The 13,868-nt window shown below is 71.2% G+C and carries 13 protein-coding genes; 8 read left to right on the top strand and 5 right to left on the bottom strand.

What is annotated here, in order from left to right; all coding sequences use genetic code 11:
* The first annotated feature begins 90 nt into the window (after window positions 1-90).
* From ABFX81_RS00505 to ABFX81_RS00515, 3 genes are read left to right on the top strand one after another with little or no spacing between them, the layout of a single operon-like run.
* The gene (locus ABFX81_RS00505; RefSeq protein ID WP_099054597.1) at window positions 91-678 is read left to right on the top strand and encodes a DUF5998 family protein; all 588 of its coding nucleotides are present in this window, start codon (window positions 91-93) and stop codon (window positions 676-678) included.
* Window positions 678-1,874, top strand: a complete 1,197-nt coding sequence (locus ABFX81_RS00510) for an alkaline phosphatase family protein (protein WP_086854904.1) — start codon at window positions 678-680, stop codon at window positions 1,872-1,874. Before ABFX81_RS00505 ends, ABFX81_RS00510 begins: the two co-directional genes overlap by 1 nt.
* Before the next feature lie 56 nt (window positions 1,875-1,930).
* The gene (locus ABFX81_RS00515) at window positions 1,931-2,581 is read left to right on the top strand and encodes a thymidine kinase (RefSeq protein WP_086854903.1); all 651 of its coding nucleotides are present in this window, start codon (window positions 1,931-1,933) and stop codon (window positions 2,579-2,581) included.
* 119 nt (window positions 2,582-2,700) lie between these two features.
* Here the strand turns inward: ABFX81_RS00515 and ABFX81_RS00520 are convergent, their stop codons facing one another.
* Window positions 2,701-3,504 (bottom strand): VOC family protein, encoded by an 804-nt coding sequence (locus ABFX81_RS00520; protein ID WP_086854902.1) that lies wholly within the window; start codon window positions 3,502-3,504, stop codon window positions 2,701-2,703.
* Between the two features lie 251 nt (window positions 3,505-3,755).
* Here ABFX81_RS00520 and ABFX81_RS00525 point away from each other — a divergent pair, with 251 nt between their 5' ends.
* The gene (locus ABFX81_RS00525; protein WP_086854901.1) at window positions 3,756-4,607 is read left to right on the top strand and encodes a rhodanese-like domain-containing protein; all 852 of its coding nucleotides are present in this window, start codon (window positions 3,756-3,758) and stop codon (window positions 4,605-4,607) included.
* Between the two features lie 101 nt (window positions 4,608-4,708).
* On the opposite strand, the gene sepH is transcribed toward ABFX81_RS00525, so the two are convergent.
* The 3 genes from sepH to ABFX81_RS00540 all read right to left on the bottom strand — a co-directional run bounded on the left by sepH (window position 4,709) and on the right by ABFX81_RS00540 (window position 8,783).
* Window positions 4,709-5,743: a septation protein SepH gene (gene sepH, locus ABFX81_RS00530; protein ID WP_086854900.1), complete on the bottom strand. Its 1,035-nt coding sequence runs from the start codon at window positions 5,741-5,743 to the stop codon at window positions 4,709-4,711.
* A gap of 522 nt (window positions 5,744-6,265) precedes the next feature.
* Complete coding sequence (locus ABFX81_RS00535) at window positions 6,266-7,585, bottom strand: D-arabinono-1,4-lactone oxidase (protein WP_086854899.1); 1,320 nt, start codon at window positions 7,583-7,585, stop codon at window positions 6,266-6,268.
* Window positions 7,545-8,783, bottom strand: coding sequence for an MFS transporter (locus ABFX81_RS00540; RefSeq protein WP_086854898.1), 1,239 nt, complete (start codon window positions 8,781-8,783; stop codon window positions 7,545-7,547). The genes ABFX81_RS00535 and ABFX81_RS00540 overlap by 41 nt, the downstream gene beginning before the upstream one ends.
* A 159-nt stretch (window positions 8,784-8,942) precedes the next feature.
* On the opposite strand from ABFX81_RS00540, the gene ABFX81_RS00545 reads away from it, so the two are divergent.
* Both ABFX81_RS00545 and ABFX81_RS00550 read left to right on the top strand, forming a co-directional pair.
* On the top strand, window positions 8,943-10,070 hold the full coding sequence (locus ABFX81_RS00545) for a ferrochelatase (protein ID WP_086854897.1): 1,128 nt from the start codon (window positions 8,943-8,945) through the stop codon (window positions 10,068-10,070).
* An 8-nt stretch (window positions 10,071-10,078) separates the two neighbouring features.
* Window positions 10,079-10,894, top strand: a complete 816-nt coding sequence (locus ABFX81_RS00550) for an inositol monophosphatase family protein (RefSeq protein WP_086854896.1) — start codon at window positions 10,079-10,081, stop codon at window positions 10,892-10,894.
* A 170-nt stretch (window positions 10,895-11,064) separates the two neighbouring features.
* Here ABFX81_RS00550 and ABFX81_RS00555 read toward each other — a convergent pair whose 3' ends face one another.
* The gene (locus ABFX81_RS00555; RefSeq protein WP_010035018.1) at window positions 11,065-11,238 is read right to left on the bottom strand and encodes a hypothetical protein; all 174 of its coding nucleotides are present in this window, start codon (window positions 11,236-11,238) and stop codon (window positions 11,065-11,067) included.
* Window positions 11,239-11,650: 412 nt separating this feature from the next.
* Here ABFX81_RS00555 and ABFX81_RS00560 point away from each other — a divergent pair, with 412 nt between their 5' ends.
* Window positions 11,651-12,304, top strand: a complete 654-nt coding sequence (locus ABFX81_RS00560) for a response regulator transcription factor (protein WP_003993508.1) — start codon at window positions 11,651-11,653, stop codon at window positions 12,302-12,304.
* A 6-nt stretch (window positions 12,305-12,310) separates the two neighbouring features.
* On the top strand, window positions 12,311-13,543 hold the full coding sequence (locus ABFX81_RS00565; protein WP_086854895.1) for an ATP-binding protein: 1,233 nt from the start codon (window positions 12,311-12,313) through the stop codon (window positions 13,541-13,543).
* Window positions 13,544-13,868: the final 325 nt, after the last annotated feature.

The raw sequence follows: 13,868 nt of genomic DNA on the forward strand, positions 1-13,868 counted from the left end.
ACCGCCCCGCGTGCTGACAGGGCCCTCCCCGCGTACTGACAGGGGGCGAGCGGTGCCTCGCAGTCAGTGGGCCCCCGTAGGATGGGCGTCATGGCCAAGACCAGTACGACGACCCAGGGGCTGCGGGCGGCGATCGAGCGCAGCGGCTACTACCCGGCCCTCGTGGCCGAGGCGGTGGAGGCCGCCGTGGGCGGCGAGCCCATCCGGTCGTACCTGGTCCATCAGGAGACGACGTTCGACCAGAACGAGGTACGGCGGCACGTGACCGTGCTCGTCCTCACCGACCACCGCTTCATCGTCAGCCACACCGACGAACAGGCCGCCGACAGCACCTCCCCGACGCCGTACGCCACGACGTCGACGGAGTCCGTGAAGCTGAGCCGCATCTCGTCGATCGTGGTCAGCCGCGTGGTCGCCAACCCGGAGTCGTACAAGCCGGGCACCCTGCCCCGCGAGGTCGTCCTCACGATCGGCTGGGGCGCCGTCTCCCGCATCGACCTGGAGCCGGCCGCCTGCGGCGACCCCAACTGCGAGGCGGACCACGGCTACACCGGCAACTCGACGGCGGACGACCTCAGCCTGCGCGTCAGTGAGGCCGGGGACGGACCGGAGACCGTGCGCCAGGCACTCGCCTTCGCTCAGGCCCTGTCCGAGGCGACCGCGGACAGCGCCCGCTGATGGCACAGCCGAACACGGCCTGGGACCACCATCCCGAACCGCTCACCGTCACCTCCGCGCCGGTCCCCGAGTACGGCAGCGGCTCCCTCGCCGACCTGCTGCCCACGCTGGCCGCAGGCCTGGGCGTGCCGGGCATGACCGCCGCGATCTCCGAGCTGACCCCCGCCGACCGGAACTGCGTGTTCCTGATCGACGGCCTCGGCTGGGAGCAGCTCAGGGCGCACCCCGAGGACGCCCCCTTCATGACGTCCCTGCTCGCCACCTCGCGCGGCGGCACCGGACGTCCGCTCACCGCCGGCTATCCGGCGACCACGGCCACCTCCCTGGCCTCCGTCGGCACCGGCCTGCCGCCCGGCGTGCACGGCCTGCCCGGCTACACCGTGCGCGATCCGGACACCGGCGAGCTGATGAACCAGCTGCGCTGGCAGCCGTGGACACCACCCGGCGCCTGGCAGCCGTACCCGACGGTCTTCCAGCTGGCCCACAAGGCGGGCGTGCACGCCGCGCAGGTGTCGTCCCCGACCTTCGAGAACACCCCGCTGACCAGGGTCGCCCTCAGCGGCGGAACGTTCCTCGGGCGGCTGACCGGCGAGGACCGTATGGACCTGGCGGCCGAGCAACTGGCCGCGGGTGACCGCTCCCTGGTCTACACGTACTTCGCCGAGGTCGACGGCGCCGGCCACCGCTTCGGCGTCGACTCCGACACCTGGCGCGGCCAGCTCATGTACGTCGACCGCCTCGTCCAGCGCCTGGCCGAGCAACTGCCCCCGCGCAGCGCCCTCTACGTCACCGCCGACCACGGCATGATCGACGTGCCGTTCGACGAGCAGCACCGCATCGACTTCGACGAGGACTGGGAGTTGAGCGCCGGCGTCGCCCTGCTCGGCGGCGAGGGCCGCGCCCGGCACGTCTACGCGGTGCCCGGCGCCGCGAACGACGTCCTGACCTGCTGGCGCGAGGTACTCGGCGAGCAGTTCTGGGTGGCCTCACGCGACGAGGCCATCGCGGCGGGCTGGTTCGGCCCGAAGATCGACGAACGGGTGTACGGCCGGATCGGTGACGTGGTCGCCGCCGCGCGCGACGACGTCCTGCTCATCGCCTCGGAGCGGGAGCCGAAGGAGTCGGCGATGGTCGGCAACCACGGTTCGATGACCCCCGCCGAGCAGCTGGTCCCGCTGCTCGAAGTACGCTCCTGAAGCCCCGCCCCGACCTCTCCGTCCGACCTCCCACGCCGAAAGGTGCTCAACTCGACATGCCCGAGCTGGTGTTCTTCTCCGGAACGATGGACTGCGGGAAGTCGACGCTGGCTCTCCAGATCGAGCACAACCGTTCGGCGCGAGGCCTCCAGGGCATGATCTTCTCGCGTGACGACCGCGCCGGCGAGGGCAAATTGTCCTCGCGCCTCGGACTGGTCACGGACGCGGTGGAGGTCGAGGACGGCCAGGACCTCTACGCCTACATCGTCGACCACCTCTCGCAGGGCGGACGCGCGGACTACGTGATCGCCGACGAGGCGCAGTTCCTGGCGCCGGAGCAGATCGACCAGCTCGCGCGTGTGGTCGACGACCTGGGCCTCGACGTCTACGCCTTCGGCATCACGACCGACTTCCGCTCCAAGCTGTTCCCCGGCTCCCAGCGGCTGGTGGAACTGGCCGACCGGGTCGAGGTGCTCCAGGTCGAGGCCCTGTGCTGGTGCGGCGCCCGGGCCACGCACAACGCCCGCACGATAGGCGGCGTCATGGTCGTCGAGGGCGCCCAGGTGGTCGTCGGGGACGTCACCCACTCCGCCGACGAGGTCGGCTACGAGGTCCTGTGCCGCCGCCATCACAGGCGCCGCATGACCTCGGCGACAGCACATGCGGCGGCCCTGTCCCCGGACGTGCTGCCGGTGTCGTCTTCCTGACCGTCCCGGCGGTGACTTGCTCCTGACCACCGCGGCGGTGCCGTCCCGGTCACTTGGCGAAGCCGTCCGACCACCCAGCGGTGCCGTCCCGCTTTCAGGCGGGCCGGGCCGGCAGACCGTCAGCCCCGCCGTTGCAACAGCGCGAAGCGCGCCCCCTCTGGATCCGCCACCGCCGCCACCCGCCCGTGCGCGGTGTCATGGACGGGCTTGAGGACCTGCCCGCCCAGATGCACCAGGCTGTCCAGGGCGTCGTCGACGTCGGCGACCTGGAAGTACGTCACCCAGTGCGGGCCCCGATCGCGGGGCAGGGCCTGCCCCAGCCCGTGGATGCCTACGACGGGCGCGCCCCCGAGATTCAGGGTCACGTAGTCGAAGTCGGCGGACACCACTGGCTCCTCCTGGAAGCCGAACACCGTCCGGTAGAACTTGGCGACGGTCGCCGACTCGAAGGTCAGCAGCTCGTTCCAGGCGGGCGTGCCGGGGACGCCCGAGACGGATGTGCCGAGATGCGCGGCGGCCTGCCACACGCCGAAGACCGCCCCCGAGGGGTCGGAGCCGATCGCCAGGCGGCCCGCGTCGGCGGCGTCCAGCGGGCCCACGCCGATCGTGCCGCCGCAGCTGCGCACCGTCTCGGCGGTCAGATCCACGTTCTCCGAGGCGAAGTAGGGGGTCCACGCGATGGGCAGATGGCGGTCCGGCGGCAGCCGGCCGATCCCCGCCACCTCGTGCCCGTCGAGCAGCGCCCGTACGTACGGGCCGAGTTGCTGAGGGCCCGGCTGGAACTCCCAGCCGAACAGCGCTCCGTAGAACTCCTGGGTCGCGGCCGGCCCGTGCACCATCAGGCTCACCCAGCAGGGCGTGCCGGGCGCGTGCCGAGCGGGTGTTGGGCCGTTCGGGCCGGCTGACTCCCGTGCGTCGGTCATCGTCACTCTCTTCTCGGCCTCGCGGTGGGCGTGCTCTGCGCAGCCCTCGTGGGCACGCCCTGCGGGGCGGCCCCCGTCCGGGAGAATGCCTGATGTGCGGTGCGCTGTCCCTTGCGGCGCGCTTGTCGGCACGTGTCGTTCAGCTGTACAGGATGTGCTTGTTCCCGTACACCGCGTGATGACCCCGGCTCGGCCGAGCAGAGCAGCCGGACCCGGACGGCTCGGCCACCCCTGTGCGCGAGGATGGAGCCATGAACGCCATCATCTCCGCATCCGACCTGGCGAGCGACCTGGCGGACGCCGGCCCGCCCGTCCTGCTCGACGTCCGCTGGCAGCTCACCGCGGCCAAGGCGACTGGTGAGCCGCCGTACGACGGCCGGGCCGCGTACGAGGCAGGGCACCTCCCCGGGGCCGTCTTCGTCGACCTGGACCGGGAGTTGGCCTCGGAGCCGGGGGAAGGCGGCCGGCATCCGCTGCCCGACCTCGCGCGCTTCGGTGCCGCGATGCGCCGGGCGGGAGTGTCGTCCAGGACGCCGGTGGTCGTCTACGACGGCAGCCAGGGCTGGGCGGCGGCCCGGGCGTGGTGGCTGCTGCGCTGGACGGGTCACCCGGACGTGCGGGTCCTCGACGGCGGGTTGCCGGCCTGGGAAGGACCGTTGGAGAAGACCGTGCCGACACCGGCCGAGGGCGACTTCGTGCCCGAGCCGGGGCCGGGAGGCCTGCTCGACGCCGACGCCGCCGCGGAGTTGGCGCGGTCCGGGGTGCTGCTGGACGCGCGGGCGGGGGAGCGGTACCGGGGGGAGGTGGAGCCGATCGATCCGGTGGCCGGGCACATCCCGGGCGCGGTGTCGGCCCCCACCACGGAGAACGTGGGGGCGGACGGGTGTTTCCTCTCCGCCGGGGAACTGCGCGCGCGTTTCGAGGGACTCGGCGTGACCGAGGACGCGCGGGTCGGTGTGTACTGCGGGTCGGGGGTGTCCGCGGCCCACGAGGTCCTGGCGCTGGCGGTCGCGGGCATTCCGGCGGAGCTGTACGTGGGTTCGTGGTCGGAGTGGTCCTCGGACCCGGACCGGCCGGTGGCGGTGGGACCGGACCCCCGGTAGCCCTGACCCCTCATGAGTGAGGGGCCGCGCCCGGAAGGCGCGGCCCCTCGTCCTCGTACAGCATCCTCGTACAGCCGAAGCCGAAGCCGAAGCCGATCCGGCTACTCCTGCTTCTTGCGCCGTGTCCCGAACACGATCTCGTCCCAGCTCGGGACGGCGGCTCTGCGCCCTGGTCGGACACCGTCGGCCTCGGCCTGGCGGTCGGTTGCGCCGATGAGCCGGTCGCGGTGGCTGCCGACGGAGCGCGGCATGAGAACGTCCGCGTAGGCGGAACCGGCCGAGGCGGCGGGAGCCGGGGGCTCCTCTTCCTCGGGTTCGGCGACGGGCTCTTCCTCGGGCTCCGGTGCCGGGCGCTCCGGCACCACCAGGTCGCCGCGGAAGCTCGGCACCGCTTCCAGCAGGCTGGTCAGCGAGTCCCGCTCACCCGCGCTCTCCTCCACCGGCTCGGACGCCGCGGGCGGAAGGCTGGGCCGCTCACGGTCGGCGGAACGGTCCAGCGGCCGGTCGCGCGGCAGCCGGGCGATCCGCGGGACGAACGGGAAGCTGGGCTCGGGCGCGGCCAGGTCGTCGGTCTCGCCGATGAGCATGCGCGCCTCGTCGTCGACGGCCTGGACGAGCCGCCGGGGCGGGTCGTACGTCCAGCTCGCCGAGTGCGGTTCGCCCGCGACGCAGTAGACCAGCAGGACTTCCCACGTGCCGTCATCGCGACGCCACGAGTCCCACTGGACGGTGTCCTTCTCGGCACCGCGCAGCAACAGCCGCTCCTGCACGGCCTCGCCCAGCGGCGGACCGGAGTTCTCGCCGGGGCGGCGGACCGGGGTCTTGCGGGCCCGCTCGGCCATGAACGCGCGCTCGGCCAGCACCGGACCCTCGAAGCGGCGGACCCGGTCGACCGGGATGCCTGCCATCTGCGCGACCTCTTCCGCGGTCGCGCCGGCACGTATACGCGCCTGGATGTCGCGGGGGCGGAGGTGGCTTTCCACCTCGATCTCGATCTGGCCGAGGCGAGGACGGTCGCCGCGCACGGCGGCGCGGAGCCGTTCGTCGATCGGAAGCGTGTACTCCGTGCTGTCCGCAGCCTTCAGCACCAGCCGTGTGCCGTCATTCGAGACGGCCACGACACGCAGTTCGGGCATGGGGACCTCCCGGGTGGTGCCTGCCGACGTCACGTGCGTCGCTGCTTCCGCTAGTCGAGTGTGGCCTGCCCGGGTGCAGCCTGCCACAACCTTGCCGAGTTGCCCGGCGTGTCGGGCGCGGGCCCTGGATCGCCGTTATGGCACGGTTACCTATTCGCAACGCTAAGTGACGAACTCTGTCACCCTGTGCAACTAGCCCCCTCCCGGCGGTCCTTAAAGGCCCCGTACACCCTGACAGGAGACCGGACCCAGGGCTCGCCACAGTACTCCATTTGGGCCACGTGCGTGGATTGGCGCGCCGTCCAACTTCTGGCGGGGGGACGGACTTGGTCGCCCCTCCCCGCTTTTCTTGATCTTGAACGTGGGGAACTTCACGTAATCTCCAGAAGCGGAACTGTCACTTCCGGACACGCGCCCTCTTCTTGTGCAGTTGAACGGCCTTGTGCGGGAGCTCCTGCGGTGAGGGCGACGCCACGACCGGGGGAGCGAGGCTCCGGGGAACACAACCCCCCAATGCGTCGCCTACGCCCCCAGAACCCTCCGCAAGTAGTCGTTCTGGAACCGCCGGTCAGGATCGAGACGGTCCCGCAACTCCGTGAACTCGCCGAAGCGCGGATACACCCGGGAGAAGTACTCGGCGTCCCTGGTGTGCACCTTGCCCCAGTGCGGACGGCCCTCGTGGGCGGTGAAGATCCGCTCGGCCGCTGTGAAGTACCGCTGGTAGGGCGTGCCCTGGAACATGTGGACGGCGATGTACGCGGTGTCCCGGCCCGACGCGGTGGACAGGGTGATGTCGTCCGCCGGAGCGGTGCGCACCTCCACGGGGAAGCTGACCCTCAGGCCGGAGCGGTCGACCATCGTCTTCAGCTCGCGCAGCGTCTCGACGACGGCCGCGCGCGGAACGGCATACTCCATCTCCACGAAGCGCACCCGGCGCGGAGACGTGAAGACCTTGTAAGGGATGTCGGTGTAGGACCGCGCGGACAGGGCCTTGCTGGAGATCTGGGCGATCGCGGGGATCGTGGCGGGCACCGCGCGGCCGACCCAGTTCGCCACCTGGAAGACCCCGTTGGACAGGAACTCGTCCTCGAACCAGCTCTGGAGCCGGGGCACCGGCCTCTCAGGACCCGCGCTGCGGTTGTTGCGCTTGGTGTTGGTGCTCCCGGTGTGCGGGAACCAGTAGAACTCGAAGTGCTCGTTCTCGGCCCAGAGTTCCTCGAAGTCGGCGAGGACCCGGTCGAACGGCATCGGCTCCTCGCGGGCCGTGAGCAGGAAGACCGGCTCCACGGCGAAGGTGATCGCGGTGACGATGCCCAGGGCGCCGAGGCCGATGCGGGCGGCCGCGAAGACCTCCGGGTTCTCCTTCTCGGAGCAGGTGAGGACCGAGCCGTCGGCGGTGACCAGCTCCAGGCCCTTGATCTGGGCGGCGATCGAGCCGGAGTCGCGGCCCGTGCCGTGCGTTCCGGTGCTGGTGGCGCCGGAGACCGTCTGCTCCATGATGTCGCCCATGTTCGTCAGCGACAGTCCCTCGCGCGCCAGAGCGACATTGAGTCTCTTGAGCGGGGTGCCGGACTCCACCGTGACGGTCATGGCCTCGCGATCGATGTCGCGTATGCCGGTCAACAGTTGAGGGCGGATCAACACACCGTCCGTCGCGGCTATGGACGTGAAGGAATGCCCGCTGCCGACGGCCTTCACCTTCAGGCCGTCCTCGGCGGCCCGCCGCACGGCGGCGGCCAGCTCGTCGACGGAGGCCGGGGTGACCTCCCGCGCGGGCCGCGCGGAGACGTTGCCGCCCCAGTTACGCCACGTGCCGTTCTTTCCGTTCGCTGTGCTGCTCAACGGAGCCTCCCCGACCCGTAGCCGGCCGCTTGAGCCGACGGAATCCGAGGAAACCCACCGCGACCGCGACGGCCCCGGCCACCGCCGGAACCCCGTACCCGGCACGCGCCCCGGCCGCGTCGATCACCCAGCCGGCCGCGGAGGAGCCGAGGGCGACCCCCACCGCGAGCCCGGTGCTCACCCAGGTCATGCCCTCGGTGAGCTGCGCGCGTGGTACGTGCTCTTCGATGAGGGACATCGTCGTGATCATCGTCGGCGCGATGGACAGACCCGCAACGAACAGCGCCACGGCCAGAAACGGCAAGTTTCCGACCAGTAGGAGGGGGATCATACTCACGGCCATGGCGCAGACGCCCAGCAGCCACCGGCGTTCCGGCGCTCCGGCGAAGTGCAGCAGGCCGAAGATCATGCCCGCCGCGCAGGAACCGGCCGCGTACAGCGCGAGGACGACGCTCGCGGCGGCCTTGTGCCCCTCCTCGTCGGCGAAGGCCACGGTGACCACGTCGACCGCCCCGAAGATCGCCCCGGTCGCCACGAAGGTGGCCACCAGGACCTGAAGGCCCGGCGAGCGCATGGCCGTGCCCCCGCCACGGTGCTCGCGCGGATGCGGCTCCGGCTCGGTGGCGCGCTGCGCGGTCAGCCAGAAGACACCGACGGCCAGGAAGCAGGCGGCGAGCAGCGGGCCGGCCTCCGGGAACCAGGCCGTGGACAGGCCGATGGAGATGATCGGCCCGAAGATGAAGCACACCTCGTCCACCACGGACTCGAAGGAGTACGCGGTGTGCAGCTGCGGCGTGCCCCGGTACAGGGCCGCCCAGCGGGCCCGGATCATCGCGCCGACGCTCGGCACGCAGCCGATGCCGACGCACGCCACGTACAGCACCCAGTCCGGCCACCCGTAGTGCGCCGCGAACAGCAGGAGGGCCGCCGCGGCCAGCGAGATCAGCGTGGCCGGCCGCAGCACCCGCCGCTGTCCGTACTGGTCCACCAGTCGCGAGACCTGCGGTCCGGCCACCGCCGCCGCCAGCGCGATGGTGGCCGACAGGGCGCCGGCCAGGCCGTAGCGTCCGGTGACCTGGGAGACCATCGTGACGACGCCGATGCCCATCATCGACAGCGGCATACGGCCGAGGAAGCCCGCGGCGGAGAAGGCCTTGCTGCCGGGAGCGGCGAACAGGGCGCGGTAGGGGCTGGGCACGGGGTCTCCGGGAGGCTCAGTAAGCTGCGAACGCAGTCGACACAGATTACGCCCCGGGGTGCGCCCGACGCACCCGGCCAGACCCACTTCGGGCCGTCCGCCGCGCGGGTGTCACCCCGCCGTTTCCCGGCTGTCAGTGCCGGGTGGCAGGATCGACTCATGCCAGACGCGCGCGATGTCAGCCCCTATGACGCCCTGCTCCTGCTCTCCTTCGGCGGCCCGGAAGGCCCGGACGACGTGGTCCCGTTCCTGGAGAACGTGACGCGGGGGCGCGGCATCCCCAAGGAACGCCTCAAGGAAGTCGGGCAGCACTACTTCCTCTTCGGCGGGGTCAGCCCCATCAACGACCAGAACCGCGCCCTGCTGGACGCGCTGCGCAAGGACTTCGCCGACCACGGCCTGGACCTGCCGGTCTACTGGGGCAACCGCAACTGGGCGCCGTATCTGACGGACACGCTGCGCGAAATGGTCAGCGACGGCCGCCGGCGCATCCTGGTCCTCGCCACCAGCGCCTACGCCTCCTACTCGGGCTGCCGCCAGTACCGCGAGAACCTCGCCGACTCGCTCGCCGCCCTCGAGGCCGAGGGGCTGGAGCTGCCGAAGATCGACAAACTGCGGCACTACTTCAACCACCCGGGGTTCCTCGAACCCATGATCGACGGGGTGATCCGGTCCCTCGCCGAGCTGCCCGAGGACGTCCGGGACGGGGCGCACATCGCCTTCTCGACGCACTCGATCCCGACGGCCTCCGCCGACACCTCCGGGCCCGTCGAGGACCACGGCGACGGCGGCGCGTACGTCAGGCAGCACCTGGACGTGGCGCAGCTGATCGCGGACGCCGTCCGTGAGCGCACCGGCGTCGACCACCCCTGGCAGCTCGTCTACCAGTCCCGCTCCGGCGCCCCGCACATCCCGTGGCTGGAGCCCGACATCGGCGACCACCTGGAGGAGCGGCACGCGGCAGGTGTCCCGGCCGTGGTGATCGCCCCCATCGGGTTCGTCTCCGACCACATGGAGGTCCTCTACGACCTCGACACGGAGGCCGAGGCCAAGGCGGAGGAGCTGGGGCTGCCGATGCGCCGCTCCGCCACCGTCGGCGCCGACCCGAGGTTCGCCGCCGCGATCCGGGAGCTCGTCGTGGAGCGTGCCGCCGTCGAGCGCGGGCAGGAGGTCACCCCCTGCGCCCTGGGCGCCCTCGGGCCCAGCCACCACCTCTGCCCGGTCGGCTGCTGCCCGGCCCGTGCCCCCCGCCCCGCCGCCGCGGGCGCCGACAGCACCTACGCGTGAGGAGCCCCGTGACCGACCCCCTGCACAAGGACCTGCTCGAACTCGCCCAGGAGGCCGCTCGCCGCGCGGGCGCGCTGCTGCGGGACGGGCGCCCGGCCGACCTCGCGGTGGCCGCGACCAAGTCCAGCCCCATCGACGTCGTCACGGAGATGGACATCGCGGCCGAGAAGCTGATCACCGGCCTGATCGCCGAGCGCCGCCCGGACGACGGCATCCTCGGCGAGGAGGGCGGCACCACCGAGGGCACCAGCGGCGTCCGCTGGGTGATCGACCCGCTCGACGGCACGGTCAACTACCTGTACGGGCTGCCCACCTGGTCCGTCTCCATCGCCGCCGAGCAGGACGGCGAGACGGTGGTCGGAGTCGTCACGGCCCCGATGCGCGGCGAGACCTTCCACGCGGTGCTCGGCGGCGGAGCCTGGGCCACCGGGGCCTGGGACGGCGAGCGCAGGCTGGCCTGCCGCCCCGCGCCGCCCCTGGACCAGGCGCTGGTCTCGACGGGCTTCAACTACGTGGCCGAAGTCCGCACCCACCAGGCCGAGGTCGCCCGGCGGCTGATCCCGCTGCTGCGCGACATCCGGCGCGGCGGTTCGGCGGCGGTCGACCTGTGTGACCTGGCCGCGGGACGCCTCGACGGCTACTACGAGCGCGGTCTGCACGCCTGGGACCTCGCGGCGGGCGACCTGATCGCCCGGGAGGCGGGCGCGCTGACCGGTGGACGCCCCGGAGAGCGTCCGTCGGGGGATCTGACAGTCGCGGGTAGCCCGGGCGTCTTCGAGCCCCTCCAGCGCCTGCTGGAGGACCTCGGGGCCTGGCACGACTGACTTCGGGACCTGGCACCACTGAGGACGGCCCGGCCGTCGTACGACAGCCGGTGACGCACCCGCAGTCGTACGACGGCCGACGGCGCACCCGACACCGAGTGAACGGGGCCGCAACACGACGAAGCGGGCCCCGGCGCTGGATTCGCCGGGACCCGCTTCGTACGGCCTGATCAGACGCTCGTCGCGCCGACCTCCACACCGTGCTCGGCGGCGAGACGGCGCAGGTCGTCGAGCTCGCCCTGCTCCACCTCGACGAGGAAGTCGTCGCCCTCGTCGCGAGCCCGGGACAGATCGGACTCGGTCGCCCTTATGCGCTGCAGAAGTCCTGCGGTGAATGCGTCCATGCTGCGCCCCCTCGTCCTGGGTCGTGGGTCGATGGCACGGGGGTGTGCCGTTCGGAAGGGACGATCACGTCTCCGGTGGATGCCCAGCGCCGCTCAGCTGGGCGGCGACGGTGCCGGACACCCACGCCCGCCCTGCGGAAGCGGGTTGAGCCGCACCGCATGGTGGTGCGGTACAAGCAGAGCGTGATCGTGGGATGTAAAGCCGTCCTCCCCAAGCTCCCTTCCGTGGAAACCTAACCGGAGGAGAAAATCTCTTATTCCGCCTCGGGCCCCGTCCCCTCACCCGCCTTACCTCCGACTTATGGCCGAAAAGGGCAGGATGGAGGGCAACACACCAACGAACCGTCGAAGACCCCTGCCCGTCTGCGCCTGTGCGGCGCTACGCGGGAGGACATGAGGAAGGACCAGGGACGTGCGCGTACTCGTCGTCGAGGACGAGCAACTGCTCGCCGATGCGGTGGCCACCGGGCTGCGCCGGGAGGCCATGGCCGTCGACGTCGTGTACGACGGTGCGGCCGCCCTGGAGCGCATCGGCGTGAACGACTACGACGTGGTCGTCCTCGACCGCGACCTCCCGCTCGTGCACGGCGACGACGTCTGCCGCAAGATCGTCGAGCTCGGCATGCCCACGCGCGTGCTGATGCTCACGGCCTCCGGTGACGTCAGCGACCGGGTGGAGGGCCTGGAGATCGGCGCCGACGACTACCTGCCCAAGCCGTTCGCGTTCAGTGAGCTCATCGCGCGCGTGCGGGCCCTCGGCCGGCGCACCAGCGTGCCCCTGCCGCCGGTCCTGGAGCGCGCCGGGATCAAGCTCGACCCCAACCGCCGCGAGGTCTTCCGCGACGGCAAGGAGGTCCAGCTCGCGCCCAAGGAGTTCGCCGTCCTGGAGGTGCTGATGCGCAGCGAGGGCGCCGTCGTCTCGGCGGAGCAGCTGCTGGAGAAGGCCTGGGACGAGAACACCGACCCGTTCACGAACGTCGTCCGCGTGACGGTCATGACCCTGCGCCGCAAGCTCGGCGAGCCGCCCGTGATCGTCACCGTCCCCGGCTCCGGCTACCGGATCTGATCGACTGTGGCCACCACTCCCGCGCCCCCTCAGGCGCCCCCGAAGCCCACCTGGGATCCCCGGCGACCAGCGCCGCCGTTCCCCTGGCTGCGCCCGACCATCCGCATAAGGCTCACGCTGCTCTACGGCGGCATGTTCCTGATCGCCGGCATCCTGCTGCTGTCGATCATCTACCTGCTGGCCGCGGAGGCGCTGAACGTGGGCAGCGAGCTGCCGTTCAAGATCGTCGAGGGCAAGGTCACCAGCGACATCTGCAACCTGCCCGACCAGGCCTCGCCCAGCGAGTTCAACCACGCCATGAACCAGTGCGTGAACGACCAGCGCCAGGCCGCCCTGGACAACCTGCTCAGCCGCTCGCTCCTGGCCCTGCTCGGGCTGGCGGTCATCGCCTTCGCCTTCGGCTACGCCATGGCCGGCCGCGTCCTGTCGCCGCTGGGCCGGATCACCCGTACCGCCCGCGCGGTGGCGGGCTCGGACCTGTCCCGCCGGATCGAGCTGGACGGCCCGGACGACGAGCTGAAGGAGCTGGCGGACACCTTCGACGACATGCTGGAGCGGCTCCAGCGCGCCTTCACCGCCCAGCAGCGCTTCGTCGGCAACGCCTCGCACGAGCTGAGAACGCCGCTGGCGATCAACCGCACGCTGCTCGAGGTGCACCTGTCCGACCCGGGCGCGCCCGTGGAACTCCAGCAGCTCGGCAAGACGCTGCTGGCCACCAACGAGCGCAGCGAGCAGCTCGTCGAGGGCCTGCTGCTGCTCGCCCGCAGCGACAACCAGATCGTCGAGCGGGGCCCGGTGGACCTCGCCGAGGTGGCCGGGCAGGCCATCGACCAGGTGCACGGCGAGGCCGAGGCCAAGGGGGTGCGCATCCGCGGCGAGCAGAAGTCCGCGGTCGTCCAGGGCAACGGCGTGCTGCTGGAGCGGATCGCGCTCAACCTGGTGCAGAACGCCGTGCGCTACAACGTGGCCGAGGGCGGCTGGGTCGAGGTCACCACCGAGGTCCAGCACGGCCAGGCGGTCCTGGTCGTCTCCAACACGGGCCCCGTCGTGCCGGCGTACGAGATCGACAACCTCTTCGAGCCGTTCCGGCGGCTGCGCACCGAGCGCACGGGGAGCGACAAGGGCGTCGGACTCGGTCTGTCCATCGTCCGGTCGGTGGCCCGGGCGCACGGCGGGCACATCTACGCACAGCCGCGGGAAGGGGGTGGGCTCGTGATGCGAGTCACGCTGCCCATCTGAGATCATGTCGCCGATCAACTCGGCGGAACATGGGGATGTTCGCTTTGCGCTGAATTTTCGACATCGCACCGCGCGTGTCCCGTGTGTGATCGATCACAGGCACGCTTTTCCGGCCATCTACTCTCCGTGATCATGGTCCTGTCGGAAAGCCGGGAAAATCCCGGTTTTCGGGGGTCTTGATCACGGGAAGTACACGGTGAGACGCCTTTGAAGTGCGGCATTCGGACCGTGTACGGTCCCCATCGCCATCCAAGCCGATCACTCGTGAGGAGTCCGGTTGGGTGTCGATTGAGTAACAGACCTTGATGTGAGGCAAAATCTCCGC

The sequence above is a fragment of the Streptomyces coeruleofuscus genome, from assembly GCF_039532725.1.
Classification (GTDB): domain Bacteria; phylum Actinomycetota; class Actinomycetes; order Streptomycetales; family Streptomycetaceae; genus Streptomyces; species Streptomyces coeruleofuscus.

Bases quoted from the DNA above. Each gene is read 5' to 3' on its own strand.
- ABFX81_RS00545 (WP_086854897.1), top strand. From the start codon at position 8,943: ATGCCAGACGCGCGCGATGTCAGCCCCTATGACGCCCTGCTCCTGCTC.
- ABFX81_RS00515 (WP_086854903.1), top strand. From the start codon at position 1,931: ATGCCCGAGCTGGTGTTCTTCTCCGGAACGATGGACTGCGGGAAGTCG.
- ABFX81_RS00505 (WP_099054597.1), top strand. From the start codon at position 91: ATGGCCAAGACCAGTACGACGACCCAGGGGCTGCGGGCGGCGATCGAG.
- ABFX81_RS00510 (WP_086854904.1), top strand. From the start codon at position 678: ATGGCACAGCCGAACACGGCCTGGGACCACCATCCCGAACCGCTCACC.
- ABFX81_RS00520 (WP_086854902.1), bottom strand. From the start codon at position 3,504: ATGACCGACGCACGGGAGTCAGCCGGCCCGAACGGCCCAACACCCGCT.
- sepH (WP_086854900.1), bottom strand. From the start codon at position 5,743: ATGCCCGAACTGCGTGTCGTGGCCGTCTCGAATGACGGCACACGGCTG.
- ABFX81_RS00525 (WP_086854901.1), top strand. From the start codon at position 3,756: ATGAACGCCATCATCTCCGCATCCGACCTGGCGAGCGACCTGGCGGAC.
- ABFX81_RS00555 (WP_010035018.1), bottom strand. From the start codon at position 11,238: ATGGACGCATTCACCGCAGGACTTCTGCAGCGCATAAGGGCGACCGAG.